This is a genomic window from Vampirovibrionales bacterium, assembly GCA_016712355.1.
Lineage (GTDB): Bacteria > Cyanobacteriota > Vampirovibrionia > Vampirovibrionales > Vampirovibrionaceae > JADJRF01.
On record JADJRF010000005.1, the window covers coordinates 360,184 to 382,382 of the forward strand.

Below are 22,199 nucleotides of genomic sequence, written 5' to 3' on the forward strand. Positions count from 1 at the left end.
GGCCGGCCCGCGTCCGTGCTGCTCGTTATTGTCGTTTTTTACGCCGCCATTTTATGGACGGCGCGCCGCTTTCGACGCCGCATTGAGACGCTGCGCGATTTTTTCCTGGCCGGGCGCTCGCTGGGCGCGTTTCCGGTGGCGTTGTGTTTTGCCGCGTCGTGGTTCGGCGCAGGTTCGACCATCGCCTCGATGACGCTGTTTCATCATAAGGGCTGGGCGGGGGCCTGGGAGCTGGCGATTCCTTCGGCGCTGTCGTGCGCGTTAATTACGTTCGCCTTTTCGCGGCGCGTGGCGCGACAGGAATCGCTGTCGCAGCCGGAAGCCGTGGAGCGGCATTATGGACGGGTCGGACGGCTGGGACTGGCGCTGGTGATTCTGATGGCCGTGTCCACGTTTCTCGGATCGCAACTGGTGGCCGCTTCGATGCTTTTCCAAAGCGTGCTGGGGCTGGATCCGACCGCCGCCACGCTGATATTTTCGGCGCTGGTGGTCAGTTACGTGATGATGGGCGGCTTCTTCACGGTGGTCATCACGGATATGGCGCAGATGGCGATGATTGTCCTCGCCCTGGGCATTTTACTGGCCTATTGTCTGGGGGCTTCTCCCGATCCGGGCGCGGCGCTCGGGGGATCCGTGACGTGGGCGGGCCTTGGGGAGTTTGGACGACCCTGGGGGTATCATCTGGCGCTGACGGCCGCGTTTGTGATGGCCTGGAGCGTTGCGCCCGAAATGTGGCAGCGCATGTCGGCCACGCGAAACGAGGGGCTCGCCTTTCGCGGCGCGCTGGGAGCGACCTTGCTGCTGATCGGGCTCTTTGCCATGGTCGCCAGCATCGGCATTCTCAGCGCGCAGATTATTCCCAACAGCGAGCGCGTCTTGATGGATCTGGCCCAGAAGCTGCCGCATCCGCTGCTGGGCGGACTGGCGCTGGCCGGGGTGCTGGCCGCGATTTCATCGACGATGGACTCGTCTCTCAATGTCGGCAGCCTCACGCTGACGCGCGACATTTATCAGGGCTTTATACGCCCCAACGCTTCCACGCGCGAATTGCTGCTGGCCAGCCGCCTGTCAACGGCGCTGGTGTGCGCGCCCGCCATCGCGCTGGCGCTGAAGTTCCAGAATATCATCCAGATTTTATGGATTTCCGCCGATATTTACGCTTCGGCGATGTTTGTGCCAATTGTCGGCATTTTGTATCTGAAACATCCGCCGCGCCTCGCGGGCTTGCTGGCAATGGGCGCCGGCGGCGCGATGATGGCGTTGAACGCGTTGTCGCAATACGGCCTTATCGCCATGCCGGCGCAATGGCCGGGCTGGCCGTATGCCACGCTGCTGGGGGTGGGGGCCAGCCTGACGGGATTTGCAATTGGCTGGGCGTGGACAGCGCTGAAAAAGCCGCCTGCGGTCTCGCCGTCGGCGCCGGCCTGAGCGTCTCGCTGCGCGGAAACAGCGCGGGCGATGTCGCAACAGGGGATCGCGAAAGAGGCGCCGGGGCCTGGGGGCCATAGCTGGCGCGGACCAGCAATTCATTGGTGAGCACCGGACGGAGCACGCCATGGCCAAGCGTGGCCGCCACGACCGATCCGGCGAACTGCCACAACGAGCGCGCGGCGTTCTTGGGCAGCAGCCGCCCGGTCAGCGCCAGCGCCCCGTAATAGCTCGCCAGCCAGATAGCGGAACTGACGCCCTGACGGATTATTTCCTGACGGGTCAGCAGGCGGCGATCGGCGGCAGGAACGCCTTTGGCCCTGAGATGCGCGTTGGTCACCGCCGGGGTCAGCAGCGCGGCAGGCACATAGGTCAGGCCGCCAAGCAACAGAAGCTTGTCTTCCACCGGCTTGCGACGCCAGTTCGACAGGCCTGAAAACGGCTTTGCGGCGCGTCGAACGGCGCCGGGCAAAGCGGCAGACGGAATCAAGGACACGGAGCAACTCCTTTCGCTGGTATGACCCAGATCAAGTTCAACGGGTTACGCTTGCTGCAAAGCGCTCTCAGCCGGTATCGCCGGCGCCCCGGTTCGGGAAGGACAATGTCGCGACCAGTATAGCAGGAAGAAAGGCGTGCGGCGCTCCACTTCTCTGTCCGCCATCAAAAGCCGGCGGGTAACATCCGGGCGGCGCGCGCGCAAAATCAGGACTTTTAAAACTACGCCGATAGCGATATAATGGGCGGGGTCTTGCGGGTTGGCCCGCCCGCAGCCGATTTGGAAGATGGGGACGCGCGCGTCGCTCTCCGCCCGTCGTTACCCGACCCTCTGGTGAGAGGTTTTTCGAGTTCGGGACGGTTTACGACGTTCTCTTCATTCGTTCTTGCCGCCAATTGAGAGGAATGCGTGATGCGCAATCCCGCCTGCGCCGACAGGGGCGCTTTGTATCGCCCTGAGTTTGAAAAAGCCAGCTGCGGCTTTGGTCTCATCGCCCAGATGGACAATCAGGCCTCGCACTGGCTGGTGCAAACGGCTATTACCTCGCTCACGCGCCTGGCGCATCGCGGCGCAATCGCCCCCGACGGTAAAACCGGCGATGGCTGCGGCTTGCTGTTTCGCATTCCCGATCAGTTTTTTCGCGCGCTGGCCGAAGCCGACGGCGTGACCCTCCCGGCGATGTTCGCCGTGGGCGCCCTGTTTTTGAATCCGGATAAACTGCTGGCCTCCAATGCCCTCTCTCGCCTCAAAAAAGAATTGCGCGAACAGGGACTTGAATGCGTCTGGGAACGGCCGGTGCCTGTAGAGCCGGACGCCTGCGGCGAACAGGCGCTGAAAACCCTGCCGCAGTTTGTTCAGATTTTTGTCGCCCCCTCGGCGGCGCTGGCCCCGACGCTGGATGAGCCCGCCTTCGACAGGCTGCTCTATATTGCCCGTCGTCGCGCCAAAAAGGCCATTACGCCTAAAGATTCGGTGTTTTACGTCACCAGTCTGTCGTGCCGCACGGTGTCGTACAAAGGCATGGTGATGCCCGCCAATCTGCCCGTCTTCTACCCGGATTTGCGCGATGAGCGCTTTGTGTCGTCGCTGTGCCTGTATCATCAACGCTTTTCGACCAACACATTCCCGGAATGGCGGCTCGCCCAACCGTTCCGGATGCTGGCCCATAACGGCGAAATCAACACGGTGAGCGGCAACCGCAACTGGGCCGTGTCGCGCGAAACCAAGTACGACTCGCCCCTGATTCCCGATATGACCTCGTTGCTGCCGCTGGTCAGCGTGGACGGCTCCGACTCGATGAGTCTGGACAATATGCTCGAAGCGCTGGTGGTGGGCGGGATGGATCTGTTTCTGGCGACGCGCGTTCTCGCCCCGCCCGCCTGGCAAAATATGGAAGCCATGGACCCGGATCTGCGCTCGCTCTATAGCTATTACTCGCTGCACATGGACCCGTGGGATGGTCCGGCGGGTCTGGTCATTACCGATGGCCGCTACGCCGCCTGCGCGATGGACCGCAACGGTCTGCGCCCGGCGCGTTACGTGATTACGCGGGATCGCCACATCACCATCGCTTCAGAAATCGGCGTGTATGATTACGCGCCCAGTGACGTGCTGGCCAAAGGCCGCCTGCGCCCCGGCGAAATGATGGCCGTCGATATGACCACCGGTGAGCTGTTATTGCCCGAAGACGTCAACACGCGCCTGAAAAACCGGAATCCGTACAAGCAGTGGCTCGATGAGTACGTCCGCGTGCTGGAGCCTAATTTTGAGGAAGAAGAGCCAGGCTGCGACCCGATTTTTGATCATGAATGGCAGGTGTATCAAAAACAGTTTCTGCTGACGCTGGAAGAGCGCAGCGAGGTGCTGCGCCCGCTGGGCGAAACCGGGCAGGAGACCGTCGCCTCGATGGGCGATGACACGCCCACGCCGGTGCTGTCGCGCCAGATCCGTCCGCTGTATGAATACTTCCGCCAACAGTTTGCGCAAGTGACCAATCCGCCGATCGACCCGATTCGCGAGCAAATGGTGATGTCGCTGCGCACGATTCTGGGCCGCGAGCGCAATCCGTTTGCGGAAGTGGCGGAAAACGCGGCGCGCATCGATATTCGCTCCCCCATTCTGTCGCGCAGCATGTTCCGCGCCGTGCTTCAGCTCGATGACCCGCATTACGCCTATGAAACCATCGATTTAACTTACCCGACCAGTGGATCGCTTCGCGCCGCGATTGAAACCGTCTGCGATCAGGCCGAACGCGCCGTGCGCAACGGCAAGGTGATTTTAATCCTGACCGATCGCCGGGTCTCGCGCAATCGCATTCCGATCCATGCCCTGCTGGGCGTGGGCGCGGTGCATGCGCGCCTGTGCGAAAAAGGCCTGCGCTGCGACGCCAATATCATCGTGGAAACCGCCACGGCGCGCGATCCCCATCACTTCGCCGCCCTGATTGGCTTTGGCGCCACGGCCATTTATCCGTATCTGGCCTATCAAACCCTGTATCACATGGCCCAGCGCAAAGAGATTCAGTGGAAAAACACCGTCGGCCTGATGAAAAACTACCGCCAGGGCATTCAGAAAGGCCTGTATAAAATCCTCTCCAAAATGGGGATTTCCACCATCAACAGCTACCGCGGCGCCCGCCTGTTTGAAGCCATTGGCCTGCATGACGAGGTGATCGATCTGTGCTTTCCCGGCGTGGTCAGCCGCTTGCAGGGAGCGAATTTTGACGATCTCGAAGCCGAGCAGCGGCAACTGGCCAAAGAAGCCTGGAGTCTGGGCGCGCCCATTCGCGCCGGCGGCCTGATTAAATATCGTCCCGGCAGCGAGTATCACGCCTTCAACCCCGATGTGGTGATGGCCCTGCAACGCGCCGTGCGCACCGAAGAGCCCGAGGATTACAGACGCTTCGCCGACCTGGTGAACCGCCGCCCCCCGATGAGCCTGCGCGATTTGCTCACGCTGCGCGGCGATCAGACGCCGATTCCTCTCGATGAAGTCGAGCCCGCCGAAGCGATTTTTCCGCGCTTTAATACGGCGGCCATGTCGCTGGGCTCGCTGTCGCCGGAGGCCCATGAGTCGCTCGCCATCGCCATGAACCGTCTGGGCGGGATGTCCAATTCGGGCGAAGGCGGCGAAGACGATACGCGCTTTGGCACCGAGAAGGTCTCCAAAATCAAACAGGTCGCTTCGGGGCGCTTTGGGGTCACGCCGGCGTATCTGGTCAACGCCGACGTCCTGCAGATTAAAATTGCGCAAGGCGCCAAGCCCGGTGAAGGCGGACAGTTGCCCGGCCATAAGGTCAATGAACTCATCGCCCGGCTGCGCTATACGCTGCCCGGCACGCCGCTGATCTCGCCGCCGCCGCATCATGACATCTACTCGATTGAAGATCTGGCTCAACTCATCTTCGATCTCAAGCAGGTGAATCCGCGCGCGATGGTGTCGGTCAAACTGGTGGCCGAGCCCGGCGTCGGGACGATCGCCGCAGGCGTCGCCAAGACCTATGCGGATTTAATCACGATTTCGGGTTACGACGGCGGCACAGGCGCCAGCCCTCTGACCTCTGTGCGTTATGCGGGCGTGCCGTGGGAACTGGGCGTGGCGGAAGCGCATCAAATCCTGCAGGCCAATGATCTGCGCGACAAAGTGCGCCTGCAAGTCGACGGCGGGCTAAAAACCGGTCTGGACGTCGTCAAGGCCGCCCTACTGGGCGCCGAATCGTTCGGGTTTGGAACCGCTCCGCTGATTTCGCTGGGCTGCAAGTTCCTGCGCATTTGCCATCTGAATAACTGCGCAACAGGCGTGGCGACGCAGAATCCGGTGTTGCGCGGCCGCCATTTCAAGGGCCTGCCCGAGATGGTCGAGGCGTACTTCCGCTTTGTCGCCCAGGAGATTCGCGAACTGATGGCGCAACTTGGCGCGCATCAGCTCGAAGATCTCGTGGGTCGGCGCGATCTGTTGATGCGCCTGCCCGGCGAAACCGAGCGTCAGCGGCGTCTGGATCTGTCGCCATTGCTGACGATTCCGCGCGATCTCGAAGGACGGCCGCGTCATTGTATGGTCGCCTGCAATCCGCCGTTTGATAAGGCCGAACTGGCCGAGCAAATGGTCTGCGACGCCCGCGATGCGCTGGAGCGCAAGACCGGCGGCGAATTTTTCTATGAAATCAACAACACGCATCGCTCGATTGGCGCGCGCCTGTCGGGAGAAATCGCGCGACGTCACGGTAACGCCGGCATGCAGGACGCGCCGGTGACGGTGCGCATGCGCGGAACCGCCGGCCAGAGTTTTGGCGCGTGGAACGCCGGCGGTCTGAATCTGATTCTGGAAGGCGACGCCAACGATTACGTCGGCAAAGGCATGGCAGGCGGCAAAATTGTGGTGTATCCGCCCGAAGGCAGCGCCTTTAAAAGCCAGCAAACGCCCATTATCGGCAACACCTGTCTGTATGGCGCCACCGGCGGCAAGCTGTTCGCGGCAGGACAGGCGGGTGAGCGCTTCTGCGTGCGGAATTCCGGCGCGCTGGCCATTGTCGAAGGCGTTGGCGATCATGGCTGCGAGTACATGACCGGCGGGGTGGTCGTGGTGCTGGGCCAAACCGGCTATAACTTCGGCGCCGGGATGACCGGCGGCTTCGCCTACGTCTACGACGCCGAAAACGAGTTTGTCGACTGCTATAACCATGGGCTGGTCGACATTCACCGGATCGATACCGAGCATATGGACGACTACGCCACGCACCTGCAGTCGCTCATTCGCGAGTTCGTCGCCGAGACCCGCAGCGCGTGGGGTCGCGAACTGCTCGATCACTTCTACCGCCTGCTGGGGCAATTCTGGCTGGTGAAGCCCAAGGCCGCCGAACTGGAAACCCTGCTGGGGCTGATGCGCATCGCCGCCTGAGGCCCCGTCCGCGCGCGCAGCAGAAGCCGTTTATCCCCTCCCTACTGGAGAAGCGTTTTATGTCCCCCAACGTTTATCAGTTTCTGGACGTCGCGCGCGCAGAGCCCGCCAAAGCCCCGGCCAGCGAACGCATCCGCGATTTCAACGAAATCTACGGCTGCTTCGACGCCGCCAGCGCCGCCCAGCAGGCGGGGCGCTGTCTGGATTGCGGCAATCCGTACTGTAAATGGCAATGTCCGGTGGCCAACCATATTCCCCAGTGGCTGCGGCTGGTGGAACAGGGCAATCTGTTTGAGGCCGCCGAGCTGTCGAACGAAACCAACACCCTGCCGGAAATCTGCGGTCGGGTCTGCCCGCAGGATCGCTTGTGCGAAGGCGCCTGCACCCTCAACGACGGCTTTGGTGCCGTCACCATCGGCGCAGTCGAGCGTTATATTACCGATGAGGCCCTGAGCCAGGGCTGGCGGCCCAACGTGAGACCGGTCAGCGGCACGGCCCGCCGCGTCGCGATCGTCGGCGCAGGCCCCGCAGGCTTGGGGTGCGCGGATATTCTGGCGCGAAACGGCGTGCGTCCTGTCATCTACGACAAATATCCCGAAATCGGCGGCCTGCTGACTTACGGGATTCCGCCGTTCAAGCTGGAAAAAGACGTGATCAAGCGCCGTCGTCAGTTATTGGAGGCCATGGGCGCCGCCTTTGTCCTGAATACGGAAATCGGGCGCGATGTTCCGTTTGAACGGCTGTTGAACGAATATGACGCCGTGTTTCTGGGCATGGGCACGTATCGCTTCGTGTCCGGCGGCTTTGAGGGCGAAAACGCCCATGGCGTGCATCAGGCGCTGCCGTATCTAATTGCCAACGTCCAACGCGTGATGGACCCCGATTGCGAAGGCGGCGACGACCTGAGCATGAGAGGTCAGCGCGTGGTCATCCTGGGCGGCGGCGATACGGCGATGGATTGCGCGCGCACCGCCCTTCGGCAAGGGGCGGCCAGCGTCACCTGCGCCTATCGACGCGATGAAGCCAATATGCCCGGCTCGCGACGCGAGGTCGCCAACGCCCGCGAAGAAGGCGTTCAGTTTTTATGGAATCGCCAGCCGGTGGCGATCGATACCCACGACAACGGCTGGGCGCGCGGGGTCAAGGTCGTCACCACGGTCCTGGGCAATCCCGACGCCAAGGGACGATGCAAACCCCAGCCGATTCCCGGCAGTGAGGAGACGATTCTCGCGGATCGCGTCCTGATCGCCTTCGGCTTTGCGCCCAATCCGCCGGACTGGTTTGAGCGCTACGACATTGCCACCGATGCGCGCGGACGCGTGCGCGCCGCCGCCGTCGCTCCCAACGGGGGGTATGCCTTTCAGACGTATAATCCCAAGGTGTTTGCGGGCGGCGACATGGTACGCGGCTCGGATCTCGTGGTGACCGCCGTGTTTGAAGGCCGCCGCGCCGCCGAAGGGATTCTGGCCTACCTTGAAGCGACCGCCCCGCTCGCCGCCGGGTCGCCGTAAGATCTTGGCGGCGTAAAGCCCCAGCGCGCCAAGGCCATCGCGTTTTCCGCGTTTTCTAAGATTCAGAGAACGCGCGCGTTTTCGAGCGCACGCCCGACAGGGGGCCAGTGATGAGCGGACGCGTTAGTTTCCGAGATATTCTTTGATTTCTTGCGACAGGCGGTTGGCGTCCATACGGATGCCGGGGCCCATGGTCGAACTCAGCGTCACGGATTTGACGTAAGCCCCTTTGGCCGCCGACGGACGGTGCCGCAGAATGGCTTCGTAGAGCGTCGAAAAGTTATTGAGCAGTTGCCGTTCGCTGAACGAACCCTTGCCAATGGCCACATGGACGATGCCTTGCTTGTCGGCGCGGAACTCGACTTTACCCGCTTTGCTGTCCTTGACGGCTTGCGCGACGTCAAAGGTCACGGTGCCGGTTTTGGGGTTGGGCATCAGGCCTTTGGGGCCCAGCGTGCGGCCGAGTTTGGCCAGCGCGCCCATGATATCGGGCGTGGCGATCAGCACATCAAACTCGAAGAAGTTTTCTTGCTGGATTTTATCGATGAGGTCCTCGCCCCCGGCGATATCGGCGCCAGCGGCAAGCGCGTCTTTTACTTTTTCGCCTTTGGCGATAACGGCCACGCGCACGGTTTTACCGGTGCCTTCGGGCAGTACGACGGTGCTGCGGACTTGCTGATCGGCCTGTTTGACGTCGATCCCCAAGCGAATATGGCATTCGACGGATTCATCGAACTTGCTGTCGGCTTTGAGGATGCTTTTAAGGGCGTCCACGGCCTGTTTCGCGCCGATGGGGGCCGTCAGGGCGTCGACGACTTCCTGGGCGCGCTTTTGACGTTTGGTAAGCGTACGGGGCATGATGAACTCCTGGGCGGTCTGGCAAAGCGCGAACGCTTCTCCCGCCGATTCGGGGGTGGGTAACGCAGAGACAGGGACAAGAGAAACAAATTTAAGAAGAAAGGCGAGAAAAAACGAAATCGCTTACTCGGCGGCGACCTTCACGCCCATGCTGCGCGCCGTCCCGGCGACGATGCGCATGGCGGCTTCCACGTCGCCATTGACGTTCATATCGACCATCTTGGTTTGCGCAATCTCGCGGACCTGGGCTTGGGTCAGCGTGCCCAGAACAGTGGTATGCGGCGTCGCCGCGCCTTTGGGAATATTCAGGGTTTTCTTGATGAGAAAGGCCACCGGCGGCTTCTTCAGCACAAAGGTAAACGAACGGTCTTCGTAGATGGCAATCTCAACCGGGATAACCTGTCCGGCCAAGTCCGCCGTTTGGGCGTTATAAGCCTTGCAGAATTCCATGATGTTGACGCCGTGCTGACCCAGCGCGGGACCAACAGGCGGCGCCGGATTGGCCTTGCCGGCTTCCAGTTCGAGTTTCACTTTACCGGTGATTTTCTTTGCCACGGACAGGTACCTCTAAAAAAGGGGGTTAAAGGAAAGGGATTTCACAAAAACGACGCGCATTTCTGCTACAGGGGCAATATTATATCTTCTGCACCTGATTAAATACAAGTTCAACCGGCGTTTCGCGCCCGAAGATGGACACCGACGCCTTGAGCTTGCCGCCGGGCTGCACTTCGGTGACCGAGCCCTCGAAGTCGGCAAATGGGCCGCTGATGATGCGGATGGTTTCGCCTACTTTGAGATCGATTTCGACCTTGGTGACGGTGGTCGGCGTGGTGCGGACGAGAATCCGCTTGATTTCGGAGTCTTTGGCCGGGATCGGCTTTTTTTCGCTGCCGACGAATTTGGTGACGCCCGGCGTGTGGCGCACAACGTACCACGAATCGTCATCGAGAAGCATTTCGACCAGCACGTAGCCGGGGAAGAGGCGCTCTTCCTTCTCCTGACGTTTGCCGTCCTTGATTTTGGTGATGGTTTTCTGGGGCACTTCCACGCGGAAAATCTTGTGGCCCATGTTCATCGACTCGATGCGGCGCTCGAGATTGACCTTGACCTTGTTTTCGTGGCCGGAGTACGTGTGAACGATATACCAGCGGCGTTTTTTGGCCTTGCCGGGCCGAACGGCGTCGGCGTCATCGGCGTCGTCATCGTGGCCCACGGTGCCGGTAACGGGAGCTTCTTCGGGCAGCAGAGAGCCCATGCCCAGCGGCTGAACGGTCTGCTCTTTAATGGCGGGGAAGGCGCCAGCGCGCGCAGGAGAATAGCCGAGCTCGTCTTCTTCTTCCAGATCCTCGTCCAGATCATCGTCGTCATCCAGCTCGCTGGCCTGACCCGCAGGCAGAGGCTCGGCGTCGTCGGCCCGATCGTCCGCGAAACCGGTCTTCTCGGGAACATCGCGCGGAGCGTCCGCCACGGCGGCGCTCAGCGACATGGCGTCGTCTTCATCGGGCAGGCGGTCGGGGGTCATATCAGCAGGCATGAGGTCTATAGCGTCCATTTCTATCGCTTCTATCGCATCCATAGGGGGGCGGTTCTCTTGTCGCTTAATGCATCAGTTGCTTGGGGAGCGCGTCGGTCAGCAGCCAGATCAGGCCGAAAAACAGGTTATCCACCAGGAGAATGCCTAAACTGACCAGCGTGACCATCACGACGACGACGACGGTGTTGCCCCAGATTTGGGCGCGGGTGGGCCAGGTAATGCGGCCAGCTTCCAGACGGATTTGCTTCAGCGCGTCGACAAGTCCGCCGCCGCGAGGCGTCGCGCTGGGCGACGAAGGCGGTTTGGCTTGCTGAGAAGGCGGCGAGGGGGCCATGGCGCTCACAGGAAAGAAACTCGTTATCGGGAGTAAGAAACAAAACCGCGCCCTGGAGGACTCGAACCCCCGACATTCGGTTTTGGAGACCGACGTTCTACCGACTGAACTAAGGACGCATCAGGGAGTCTGCGGCTCCTCGCCTGGCGCAAAAGCGCGGGTTCGGGGGCGTTTTGCGGGCGCTGGCCGTGAATGGTCATCTTAGATGGAACGCATGGGACTGTCAATTTCTCAAGATTTTCGGCGGCGCGCCGATACGCCCAACAGGGAAATTCACGCCCTGTCGCACCCATGTCCGCAAACCGATGGATTCCGTCCTGTCATGATTGATCGCCTCCTGATGGCGGCAAACGCTTCAGAAGACGCCTCTGCGGCGCGTATGGCCGCCATGGCGCACGGCCTGGGCTATGAAATTCCAGAGTGCGAAGCGGCGGCGTATCTGACGCAAAACGAATCGGCGCATCGCGACGCAGAAAACGCGCATGCCGCAGAGGCCGGACGCCTGCTGGCAGTGGCGGCGCCGTTGCTCGACGTCAACCCGGCGAGTTCCGACGCAGAAATCGCCCTGTGCTATTTTCGGCGCGTCTGCCAGGCGATCACCGTAGCCCAGCGCTTGCAGGCGCGATTCCTGATTTTTAAATCGCCGTATTCGCCGCTGTATCGCGCCAACGGCGTCTTCCCCAAGTGGATACAGGCGTGCGCGGATTTCTGGAAGCAGATTATAGATCAGCATCTGGGCGATGCGCCGCTGACGGTGCTGATGGCCAACGTCATGGAAGAAAGCCCGGAATTACTGCTGGAATTGGCCACGCGGGTCGATTCGCTGCGGTTTCGCCTGTGTATTGACGCAGGCGCAGCCAGCGTTTTTTCGCAAGCGCCCGCTCTCGACTGGCTGGACGCCTTGCAACAGCACGCGGCCTATGTGCGCATCGGCAATACGGACGGAAAAACGCTTGAAGCGCGCCCCCTCGATCAGGGCGTCGTCGATATTCCGTCGTTTGTGAATCATCTGACGCTGCTGCCCCAGCGCTTCAACGCCTCGATTGTCGTCAGTGGCGCGCGCGACCCGCTGGTCGATTATCATGTCGTATTGCCGTATTTCCGGCTGCAAAAATCGCTGGTGCAGACCAAGAGTATGTTGTTGTAACCCGGCGCAAACAGGGGCGCGGATTGAATCGCGCGCGCCTTTTCGGTACTGTCGGCCTATGACAATGCGCTCGGTTTTTATCGAAACGCTGGGATGCCAGATGAATCGCAATGACAGCGAGCTGATGCTCGGCCTGTTGGCGCGCGAAGGCTTTAGGCAGGCGGCAAATCCGCGCGAGGCGGATCTGGTGGTGCTGAATTCGTGCCAGATTCGCGCTCAGGCCGAAGACAAGGCCTACAGCTATCTCGGCCACTGGAACACGCTGAAGAAACATCGCCCCGACCTTAAAATCGCGCTGACTGGCTGCGTTGCCCAGCAAACCGGCGAAAACGCCTTTTCGCGCTCACCCGGCGTCGATATCGTGGTCGGCACGCAGAATCTGCACGACCTGCCCGCGCTGGTGCGCCGCGCCTTTGCCGGAGAAGAGCGCGTAATGGCCGTTGACCGGCAAAAATCGCGCAGTTCGTACGACATGATGGAAGACGTCGCCCCCGTGCGACAAAGCGCCGTATCGGCCTGGGTGACGATTATCGAAGGGTGCGATTATTTCTGTACGTATTGCGTCGTGCCCTATACGCGCGGACGCCAGATCAGCCGCCCGCGCGAGTCGATTCTGGCTGAAGCGCGGGATTTGGCGGCGCTCGGCTATCGCGAAATCACCCTGCTGGGGCAAACCGTGGATTCTTATGGACGCGATCGCCCGCAAGAAGCCTATTATCTGGCGCATTTACTGCACGACCTGCACGCCATTGAGGGCCTGGCCCGTATTCGCTTTATGACTTCGCATCCGCTGGATCTGGACGATGCGCTGATTGCGGCCGTCGCCGATCTGCCGCGCGTCATGGCGTACTTCCATTTACCGATGCAGTCGGGCGATGACGACGTGCTGGCGCGGATGAAGCGCGGCTATACCGCCGCCCAGTATTTTGAGCGCCTGGACGCCATTCGCGCGCGTCTGCCGCATGCGGCGATTTCCGGCGATTTTATCGTGGGTTTCCCCGGCGAAACCGAAGCCCAGTTTGAACGCACCATCGAGGCCGTTACCCGCGCGCGCTTCGATGGGGCCAATACCGCCGCGTATTCGCCACGCGCGCAGACCCCGGCCGGTATCTGGGAATCGCGCGGAGAAGGCGTGATTTCGGACGCAGTAAAGCAGGATCGCCTGCAACGGCTCAATACCGTGATCACGGCCCAATCGCTGGCCAATAATCAGCAATTCGAAGGTCAGCAGGTCGAAGTGCTGGTGGAAGGACCGAGCAAGCGCAACGCGCAGCGATGGACAGGGCGCACGGAAGGCAACAAGGTCGTGAATTTTGACCCGCCACAGCCTCTTGGCGCGCTGTCACCGGGTCAACTGGTGAACGTGTTCATCGAAAAGGCTTTTCCTTTTTCGTTGATGGGCTATTGCGTCACCCCACCCCCGGCCCCGTCAGCATCGCCGGAAATTTTCACAGAGAATACCCAGCGCACAGCAGCGCTGGCAGACGCGGTTCGGTAAAAGCGACGGACGGAGTATTCAAACGGGTGACCATCGCTTACCTCGGCTTGGGAAGCAATCTCGGCGACCGCGTCGGCTACGTGCAGCAGGCGCTAACCCTGCTGGCGGACTGTCCCGGCATTGGCATTGTGGAAGCCTCCAGCCTGTACGAGACCGAACCGGTGGGCTTTGCCGATCAAGAGTGGTTTATTAACGCCGCCGTCGCCATTGAGACATCGCTCTCGCCCGTAGCCCTGCTCACGGCCTGTCAGGAGATTGAGCGGCGCTTGCTGCGCCAGCGCGATCCGGCCAACCGCAACGGCCCGCGCACGCTGGATATCGACATCCTCTTTTACGGCGATCTGGCGATGGCCTCGCCTGCGCTCACGATCCCGCATCCGCGCGTGCATTTGCGCGCCTATGCGCTGGTGCCCATGCTGGAGGTCAACGCCGAGCTACGGCATCCGGTTCTCGGCAAAACCATTGAAGAATTGCACGAAGCCCTGGATTTCCCGGAAGAAGTGCTGTTGTATGGCACCCGGCGCTAGTAATTAAGCGAGACGTCCTCGTCTACCTTGATGCTGAGGCGCGAGCCGGAAGGAATCACCACGTCTTTGCCCCGGCGTACAACCGCATAGCCGATTCCGGCCAGCGCGCCGACGCCTGTGCCCATGGCAGCGCCTGTTCCCGCCACCCCGAGCAGCCCGCCAACGGCGGTCCCGGCGACAGCGCCGATGGCCGTTCCGCCTGCCGCCACGCCAACGCCCTTAATCACGTCCATGGTAAACGTGTTGCCGCGCAACGTGCCGGTATTGTCTTTGGTGACCACATGACCCTGGATGGGAATAACAGCCCCGTCCGGCGTTTTCACGTTGAAAAACCGCACGTCGACTTCGCCATGCTTACCCAGTCGTCCGGCGCGCGAGACGTTGGAGACTTGCCCCAGGACTTCGCTGCCAGCGGGAATCGCCATGGCGTCGTTCACAAACACGTTGTTCTCCAGCGTGCCGGTGATGGATTCACCCAGATTGCTGGAAAACGAGCTGAGGGGCTGATCCAGTTTGATGATCATGGTCGAGCCCTTGGGCAGCGTACTGACGCGCCCGCGCAAGGGCGAAGACGCTGAATATCCAGACGCCGAATAGCCGGAGGCCGAATACGCCGTCGTCGCGGCGGCGCCCGCGCCGCCATAATTATAGTTGGCAGCCTGATACGGCGTTGCGGAATAACTATAGGCGCCCGTATTGGCCAGCGGGCGAAGCGGCAGATTGCCGTCGGCGCGGACCATGGGGGTCAAGGCGGGGCACAGGCCCACAGCCAGCGACAGCGCAATTGCGGTCAGGGCGTTTCTCATCTCTATCCATCTCCATCATCGTATTTGGACGCAGGCGGGACGCGCCGGTATGTGAACTTTTATTATACCGCACGCCGACGCCTTACGATGACGCCCGTCACAGACCTTCGGCTCAAGTCGCGCTTATTGAGGCGCAATGGGCGATCGTTTGAGACGCCGCTTGGCGGACACGATATTGAGGGTTTCTACGAAGATGGAGAAAGACACGGCGAAATAGAGATATTCGCGCGGAATATGAAAATGCAGCGCATCGGCGGTTAGCGACATGCCGATGAGCAGCAGGAAGCTCAAAGCCAGCATCTTCACAGAAGGGTGCGCCTGTACAAAGCGCGAGACGCCGGCGCTGGCGGCCATCATCACCACAATGCTGATGGCGATCGCAATCGCCATCACGGCAAACTGATTGGTCAGGCCCACGGCCGTAAAGATGGAATCGAACGAGAAAACGATATCCAGCAGAATAATCTGGAAAATCACCATGGCGAACTGATTTTTGGGCTTAATGGCATGAGCGCCCTCTTCGCCTTCCACCGACTGGTAGATTTCCTGCGTGGCTTTCACCAGCAGGAAAAGCCCCCCGAAGGCCAGCACGATATCGCGCACCGACACCTCAAAACCGCCAATGACGGCAAACGGCTTGGCCAGCGCCGTCAGCCAGATCACGCTGCCCAGAAACAACAGCCGGGTGACCAGCGCAAACCCCAGACCCCAGTTGCGCGCCGGGGCCTGTTGAGGCCCAGGCAGTCGACTGGAGACGATAGACAGAAAGATAACGTTATCAATCCCCAGGACAATTTCCAGCACAGTCAAGGTGAACAGGCTAAACCACAGCGTGGGGTCCAGCAGATTGAAGTCAACAGGGGCGCTCAGCACGGGGGACCATCCTTTTTTAACTCAACTTCTTTCAACTCAACTGGTGACAACGTTTCGAGACAAAACGCGCGGACGCGCCTGCAATAATGACAGAAAACTCAATACCGGCGACATACGGGGCGACCCGGGTCGACGCGCGCGGCGGCGAATAAAGCGGCATTTGATCCGGCTGCATTGGCGGCATTATATTACAACAAATCAGACCGGGACGATTTCAAAGGGCTTTCGCACGGCGGGTTTGCTATGATGGCGCTGATGGCCTTGACCCGAGCAGCTCCACTGGTGAACAGCATTCCTTCTGCAGGCGCTTCGCGTCCCATCGCCGTGTTTGATTCCGGCGTGGGGGGCTTGTCCGTGCTGGACGCGCTGGCGGCGCGCTACCCGCGTCAGACATTTCATTATCTGGGCGATACGTTCAATATGCCCTATGGCGAAAAAACGCCCGACGCGCTCCTCGCCCTGATTGCCGCCAACCTGCGCTGGGCGCGGGATGCCCATGACGCAAAACTGGCGGTCTTCGCCTGCAATTCGTCCACCGGCGTTCTTTCCGTTTGCGACCTGCCGCAAAAAGGCGGCCCGTGGCCGCGCTGGATAGGCCCGGCGGAACCCGCATGTCGAGCGGCAGTCGCGCGCGGATATCAACGCATCGCCACGCTGGCCACGCCCACGACAGTCCAGACGGGGCTTTACCGGCGCGTCCTGCATCGGCTGAATCCGTCTGTCGAAACGCTTGACGCGCCCGCTCAAGGCCTGGCCGACTGCATCGAAAAGGGCCAGACAAAGGACGCCTCGTTTGCGCAAGCCATGGCGCAGTGGCTGCGACCTGTCATTGAATTTGTCCCCGACGCGGTGATTTTAGGCTGTACGCATTATCCGTTTGTCGCCGACATCATCGCCGATATGCTGCCGCCGGACGTCGCTCTGGTGGATCCGGCGGATTCGATGGCCGACGCCATTGCCTCCTGGGCCGAAACAGGGACAGACGCCGAAACAGAAGCGAAAACGGCGGCGCGCGTGACGTTTTCCGTCACAGGCGATCCGCAGGCGTTTGCCCGCGTGGCGCGGCAATTACCGTTGCGCCATCTGGCCATTGACGCGGTTCAGCGCGTTGACGTGGCGTCGGATGCGGCTCGCCCCGAAGCGATTACGCGATAACCCCCAGTCCAGACGCTTCTCCCTGAACCTGGGTTGCTTGTCGCACGCGTTGGAGGCGACCGAGCAGGCGATGCCGCTGAGAGCGGCTTTGCAGTTGACGACGCAAGGCGCTGGCGAGCGTTTCAATCGCGGCGTCATCGGCCAGATGAGCATCCATCAGGCGTTGCGCCAGCTTGTCGGCCAGATCGGCGCACAGACGACAACCTGCGGCAACCAGCGCGGCATCATTGCAGGTTGCGGTCAGGACGTGAAAACGCTCCATCACGCTCATGGCGCGGCGCGACGCGCTTTCGTCAGCGGCGAAATCGATGCGCGCCATCAACAAGGCGTCTAGTTCGCGCACGCAGGCAGCCAGCGCGTGAGAATCCGTCTGAGATTGCGTCATGCAGAAGTCATCCTGAAGAATCCATTGGGGAGTTACGCGTCTTACTGATATAAAACCGGCGCGCGGCGATGGCTTGCTGTCGACCATCGCGCGGCGCGCTTGAGGCTTTTCGCGCGCAAATCCCCTGTTTGCAGGGCGATGGCGTTTTCCTGCAGGCTGTCTTAACAGAATCGTCGCCGTCGCTTTACCGGGCGTCGGCGCGCGTGGCACAATCAAGGAGTCGACTTATCAGCGCACATTGAGACGATATCGAGACGGATATTGAGCCGATAGAGAAAGGACATCTTCGATTGTCCGCGACCCCGCCCCCCCCTCCGCTGACGCAAGACCCGTTTTTTGACGGCCCGCCAGACGCGTTCGATGTCGCTTTCGAGACGGACGTCGCGCTGGATTCGCCCGACGAGGACCAGCCGCCTGAGGATGTCTCATCATCCGCCCCCCATGCCGCCGCGCCGGGGCAGGCTCAGACGCGTCCCTTTGCGCCGCTGACCAGCCACAGCCACTACAGTATGCTGGAAGGGGCCAGCAAAATCCCGGATCTCATCGCCATCGCCCAGGAAAAAGGCTTCCCCGCGATGGGGCTGACCGATAGCGGCGTGATGTACGGGGCGCTGGAGTTCTACAATGCGGCCAAGAACGCTGGCGTCAAGCCCCTGATTGGCTGCGAATTATTTGTGGTAGAGGGCGATATCACCGATCGCAGCAGCCGCAAGCCGTGGGCGCACTTGCCGCTGTTGTGCAAAAACTTCACGGGGTATCGCAATCTGGTCAAACTGGTCAGCATCGGCCAGCTTGAAGGCTTTTATTACAAGCCGCGCGTGAACTGGGAGCTGATCGAGGCCCATCGCGAAGGGCTCATCGCCTTGAGCGGGGATATGGCGGGGCCTATTGCGCGCCATCTGCTGCGAGGCGCAACCGCCGAAGGGCTGGAAGCCGCCCGTCGCCTGAAAGCCCTCTTTGGCGACGATTTCTATATCGAACTTCATGACCACGGCAAAGAAGCTGAAATGCGACTGACGCAGGAACTCCTGCAAATCGCAGACGAGCTGGGGGTCGAAACGGTCATCAGCAATAACAGTCGCTTCTCGCGCGCAGGCGATCACGAGGTGCATAACATCTTGTTGTGCATGCAGGAAGGCAAGACGCTGCACGACTCCAATCGCACGGAAGTATACGGCCCGGAGTACGCGATTAAGGACGCGGACGAACTCGGCGCCTTGTTTCAGCGTCTGGATCGCGAGCGGGTGGAACGTTCGCTGGATGCGACGCTGGCGGTCGCGGCCAAGTGCGATCTGGAGATTCCGCAAGGGCAATCTCTTTTGCCCGCTTATCCGCTGCCTGAGGGCGTAACCGCCGACGCCGAACTGGAGCGCATTGCCTATGAGTGCGCCCGCCAGCGATACGGCGCCGTGGAGGCGGGAGACGCCGTTGACAAGCGCCTGCGCTACGAGTTGGGCGTCATCGCCCAGATGGGATTTCCGGCTTATTTTTTGATTGTGTGGGATTTTATCGCCTTCGCGCGTAAAAACGGGATTCCGGTAGGGCCGGGCCGGGGTTCGGCGGCAGGAAGCCTTGTTGCCTACGTCCTAGGCATTACCAATCTGGATCCGCTGGCCCATAATCTGCTCTTTGAGCGATTTTTGAACCCTGAGCGGGTTTCGATGCCTGATATCGACATCGATTTTTGCATTGAGCGCCGCGAAGAAGTAATTCAATACGTCCGCCAGCTCTACGGCGATGAGCGGGTGTGTCAAATCGCGACGTTTGGCACGCTGGCCGCGCGCGCCGCGCTGAAGGCCGTCGCCCGCGTCTCGGACATCCCCTTTGCCGAAAGCGATCGCCTCGCCAAGATGATTCCGCCGACGCCGGGGACCAAGCTCAAAGACGCGCTGGCAGACGGCATGGAACTTCGCAAGGAAGTCGACGCCAATGCGGACGTCAAAGCGCTGGTGGATCTCGCGCTCAAGATTGAAGGCACGGCCTGCAACGTAGGCACGCACGCTGCGGGCGTCGTCATCGCCAAGGATCCGCTGACGGATATCGCGCCGCTGCAGAAATCCAAAGACGGTCAGGTGATTTGCCAGTACACCATGGGGGATCTGGAAAAGCTCGGCCTGCTGAAGATGGATTTTCTGGGCCTGCGCAACCTGACGATCATCGCCAACACGCTGCGGCTGGTCGAAGCCGCTCATGGGCGCCGCATTGATATTGACGGCATCCCGCTGGACGACCCGAAGGTGTATGCGATGCTCAGCGCCGGGGATACGGACGGCGTGTTTCAGCTCGAATCGTCCGGGATGAAAGCGCTGGAGCGGGATTTAAAGCCCTCTACGTTTGAGGACATCAACGCGCTGGTCGCCCTGTTCCGGCCCGGCCCGCTGAATTCGGGCATGGTCAAGCACTTTGTCGATCGCAAGCACGGCCGCGAGGAGATTGTCTTTCCGCACCCGGATCTTGAACCCATTCTCAACAGCACCTACGGGACGATCGTCTATCAGGAACAAATCATGCAGATCGCCCAGACGCTGGCGGGTTACTCGCTGGGGCGCGCTGACCTGCTGCGGCGGGCGATGGGGAAGAAAAAAGCCGAAGTCATGGCCAAGGAGCGAGACGGCTTTGTCGAGGGCTGCGTGGCGCGCAACGTCTCCAAAGCGCTCGCCAACGAACTCTTTGACGCCATGACCGAGTTCGCCGCCTACTGCTTTAACCGTTCGCACTCGGCGGCCTACGCCTTTGTGGCCTATCAGACCGCCTTTTTGAAGGCGCATTACCCGGTAGAATATCTCTCCGCCTTGCTATCGAGCGTCAGCGGCGACCTCGACAAGGTTCAGCATTATATGCTGACGGCGCGACGGATGGGCATTCGCGTCCTGCCGCCGGACGTGACGCGCTCCGGCGCTGATTTTACGCCGGACGGGGAATCCATCCGCTTTGGGCTGGCGACGGTGAAAAACGTCGGCGCGGGCGTCGTTGATTTGATTCTGGCCGAACGCGCGCGCGCGCCGTTTGCGGGGTTGGAAGACTTTTTGCGACGCGTGGATCCCAAGGCCCTCAACCGCAAGACGCTGGAATCGCTGATTCGCGGCGGAGCGCTGGCCTGCTTTGGCTTTTCGCGCAAGCAATTGCTGGAAAACGTCGAGACCATGACCGCATTTGCCGCGCGCATCCAGTCGCAACAGGAAACCGGCCAGGCGAGCCTGTTTGACCTGATGGCGGCCGCCGCGCCCGCAACGGGCGACGCCGCGTCGCCTGCCATGGGCGGTTTGATCCTGTGCGGGCGCGACGAGGAGTTTTCGCAGGAAGAGATTCAACAGGCGGAAAAAGAGCTACTCGGGTTTTACGTCACCAGTCATCCACTGGATTCTCTGGCGGAGTTGCTGCCGCTACTGGTTTCTCACGATATCATCGAGCTGAAAGACGCGCCGGATCAAAGCGAAGTGTCCATCGGCGGCCTGTTGTCCAAGACGCAGAAAAAGCTGACCCGCAAAGGCACAACCATGCTCATCGCCACGCTGGAAGATGTTTCCGGCGCGGTGGAGATTGTCGCGTTTCAAAAGACGCTCGACAAGGTGGGCGAATGGCTGAGCGACGGCGCGCGCGTGATGATTCACGGCAAGTTGTCGTTTCGCGGCGATGAAGGCGATCGCTATAGCGTGATGGTGGACAGCGCTTCGCCCATCGCGGCGGTGCGCCCGCTGCAGTTGAGCTTTATGAGCGCGCCGCGCTATGAAGACGTGGATTTCCTGCGCCGGCAGCTGACGGCCAACGCCGGGCCCAATCCCGTGGTCATCCGCTTCCCGGATGGGTTTCAATTCCGCGCGGGCAAGCGTTTCTGGGCCCCCGACGATCGCGCCGCACTGGAAGCCGCGCTGCGTTCCCACTTCGGGAATCAGCTCCGGGTGGGGTGAGGCGTCATCGCCCTACGGAATGCTATATAACGGATTCGGTAGCTTGATGCCGACGCCCGCATGGCCGCCGCGCAGATCAGAGGCCTGATCGCCCAGGGACAGAATCACCCGCTTGCCGGCGGCCTCCAGTCGGCGGCGAACGCCTGACTTGAACGCCACCGCAGAGGGATCGGCGTAGGCTTCGGGCTTCATGAACAAACCCGCGTAGCGAAGACCGCCGTAACGCGCAAGATTTTTCACCGTCACGGCGCGCAGATGCTCCCGGCGGCCAGTGACAAAATATACCGGGATGCCGCGCGCGTTTAACCAGCGGACAAACGCCAGCGTTTCGGCAATGGCGGGGGCGTCGGCGCGTAACGCCCATGCGTTGAACAGCGCCGGGTCGTAACGCTTATACGTCAGGTAATACGCGCGCATGTCCATTAGCGTTTCGTCGAGATCCAGCACCACGACGGCATTTCGGGTGCGACCCTGCGCGCGCGCCGTCTGACGCGCATACGCGATGACCGCAGCGAACTGCTCGCGAAAATCCTGCGTCAGGGTTTGCGCCAGCGCCTGATCCATGGGATCTTGCGTCGCCGCAGGCGGATCTTGCGGCGTCACAGGAGAGGCAGGCGCTGTCATCGGCGCCGTGAGCGTTACCGGAGGGGTCGGCTCTGCGCGCACGCCCGCCGTCAACGTTGCATACCCGGACGTCGCAGCGCCAAGCGCAAGCATGACGGCGACCACAGGGGTAAAAGAAACGCGAAACAGACGCATCGACAGAAATCCTTGTAGGGTCAGCGATCGGGAAAAACGGCGCGCGCCCTTATCGCAGCGTACGCGCGGGATCCCATATTGGCG

At 61.2% G+C, this 22,199-nt stretch carries 16 protein-coding genes, 1 tRNA gene and 1 riboswitch; of the genes, 8 read left to right on the forward strand and 9 right to left on the reverse strand.

Annotated features, from left to right (window positions below; genetic code table 11):
- Positions 1-15 precede the first annotated feature (15 nt).
- From IPK79_03115 to IPK79_03125, 3 genes are all read left to right on the forward strand, one after another.
- Entirely contained in the window at positions 16-1,428 is a 1,413-nt protein-coding gene (locus IPK79_03115; protein ID MBK8189418.1) for a sodium:solute symporter family protein, read from the forward strand.
- A 487-nt stretch (positions 1,429-1,915) separates the two neighbouring features.
- Positions 1,916-2,025, reverse strand: a riboswitch (TPP riboswitch).
- Between the two features lie 310 nt (positions 2,026-2,335).
- Complete coding sequence (gltB, locus tag IPK79_03120) at positions 2,336-6,820, forward strand: glutamate synthase large subunit (protein MBK8189419.1); 4,485 nt, start codon at positions 2,336-2,338, stop codon at positions 6,818-6,820.
- A gap of 59 nt (positions 6,821-6,879) precedes the next feature.
- The gene (locus IPK79_03125) at positions 6,880-8,331 is read left to right on the forward strand and encodes an FAD-dependent oxidoreductase (GenBank protein ID MBK8189420.1); all 1,452 of its coding nucleotides are present in this window, start codon (positions 6,880-6,882) and stop codon (positions 8,329-8,331) included.
- Positions 8,332-8,454: 123 nt separating this feature from the next.
- Here IPK79_03125 and rplA read toward each other — a convergent pair whose 3' ends face one another.
- From rplA to IPK79_03150, 5 genes are all read right to left on the reverse strand, one after another.
- Positions 8,455-9,189 carry a 50S ribosomal protein L1 gene (gene rplA / locus IPK79_03130; protein MBK8189421.1) on the reverse strand — a complete coding sequence of 245 codons (735 nt, stop codon included), beginning with the start codon at positions 9,187-9,189 and terminating at the stop codon, positions 8,455-8,457.
- Between the two features lie 123 nt (positions 9,190-9,312).
- Positions 9,313-9,750 carry a 50S ribosomal protein L11 gene (gene rplK / locus IPK79_03135; protein MBK8189422.1) on the reverse strand — a complete coding sequence of 146 codons (438 nt, stop codon included), beginning with the start codon at positions 9,748-9,750 and terminating at the stop codon, positions 9,313-9,315.
- Between the two features lie 73 nt (positions 9,751-9,823).
- Complete coding sequence (gene nusG, locus IPK79_03140) at positions 9,824-10,444, reverse strand: transcription termination/antitermination protein NusG (GenBank protein ID MBK8189423.1); 621 nt, start codon at positions 10,442-10,444, stop codon at positions 9,824-9,826.
- Between the two features lie 343 nt (positions 10,445-10,787).
- On the reverse strand, positions 10,788-11,066 hold the full coding sequence (secE, locus tag IPK79_03145; protein ID MBK8189424.1) for a preprotein translocase subunit SecE: 279 nt from the start codon (positions 11,064-11,066) through the stop codon (positions 10,788-10,790).
- A gap of 37 nt (positions 11,067-11,103) precedes the next feature.
- A tRNA-Trp gene (locus IPK79_03150) sits at positions 11,104-11,176 on the reverse strand.
- 95 nt (positions 11,177-11,271) lie between these two features.
- Here IPK79_03150 and IPK79_03155 point away from each other — a divergent pair.
- From IPK79_03155 to folK, 3 genes are read left to right on the forward strand one after another with little or no spacing between them, the layout of a single operon-like run.
- Entirely contained in the window at positions 11,272-12,204 is a 933-nt protein-coding gene (locus IPK79_03155; GenBank protein ID MBK8189425.1) for a hypothetical protein, read from the forward strand.
- Positions 12,205-12,262: 58 nt separating this feature from the next.
- Positions 12,263-13,702: a tRNA (N6-isopentenyl adenosine(37)-C2)-methylthiotransferase MiaB gene (miaB, locus tag IPK79_03160; protein MBK8189426.1), complete on the forward strand. Its 1,440-nt coding sequence runs from the start codon at positions 12,263-12,265 to the stop codon at positions 13,700-13,702.
- 26 nt (positions 13,703-13,728) lie between these two features.
- Positions 13,729-14,229: a 2-amino-4-hydroxy-6-hydroxymethyldihydropteridine diphosphokinase gene (gene folK, locus IPK79_03165; GenBank protein MBK8189427.1), complete on the forward strand. Its 501-nt coding sequence runs from the start codon at positions 13,729-13,731 to the stop codon at positions 14,227-14,229.
- On the opposite strand, the gene IPK79_03170 is transcribed toward folK, so the two are convergent.
- Together IPK79_03170 and IPK79_03175 are read right to left on the reverse strand one after the other, a co-directional pair.
- Entirely contained in the window at positions 14,226-15,035 is an 810-nt protein-coding gene (locus IPK79_03170; protein MBK8189428.1) for a hypothetical protein, read from the reverse strand. The two genes, folK and IPK79_03170, sit on opposite strands and share 4 nt — an antisense overlap.
- Positions 15,036-15,158: 123 nt before the next feature.
- Positions 15,159-15,905, reverse strand: coding sequence for a TerC family protein (locus IPK79_03175; GenBank protein MBK8189429.1), 747 nt, complete (start codon positions 15,903-15,905; stop codon positions 15,159-15,161).
- A gap of 258 nt (positions 15,906-16,163) precedes the next feature.
- On the opposite strand from IPK79_03175, the gene murI reads away from it, so the two are divergent.
- Positions 16,164-17,063, forward strand: coding sequence for a glutamate racemase (murI, locus tag IPK79_03180; GenBank protein ID MBK8189430.1), 900 nt, complete (start codon positions 16,164-16,166; stop codon positions 17,061-17,063).
- Here murI and IPK79_03185 read toward each other — a convergent pair.
- Positions 17,053-17,448, reverse strand: coding sequence for a hypothetical protein (locus IPK79_03185; protein ID MBK8189431.1), 396 nt, complete (start codon positions 17,446-17,448; stop codon positions 17,053-17,055). The genes murI and IPK79_03185 overlap by 11 nt on opposite strands.
- A 290-nt stretch (positions 17,449-17,738) precedes the next feature.
- Between IPK79_03185 and dnaE the strand changes: the two genes are divergently transcribed.
- Positions 17,739-21,356 carry a DNA polymerase III subunit alpha gene (dnaE, locus tag IPK79_03190; GenBank protein MBK8189432.1) on the forward strand — a complete coding sequence of 1,206 codons (3,618 nt, stop codon included), beginning with the start codon at positions 17,739-17,741 and terminating at the stop codon, positions 21,354-21,356.
- A 12-nt stretch (positions 21,357-21,368) separates the two neighbouring features.
- On the opposite strand, the gene IPK79_03195 is transcribed toward dnaE, so the two are convergent.
- Positions 21,369-22,115: a hypothetical protein gene (locus tag IPK79_03195; protein MBK8189433.1), complete on the reverse strand. Its 747-nt coding sequence runs from the start codon at positions 22,113-22,115 to the stop codon at positions 21,369-21,371.
- Positions 22,116-22,199 lie beyond the last annotated feature (84 nt).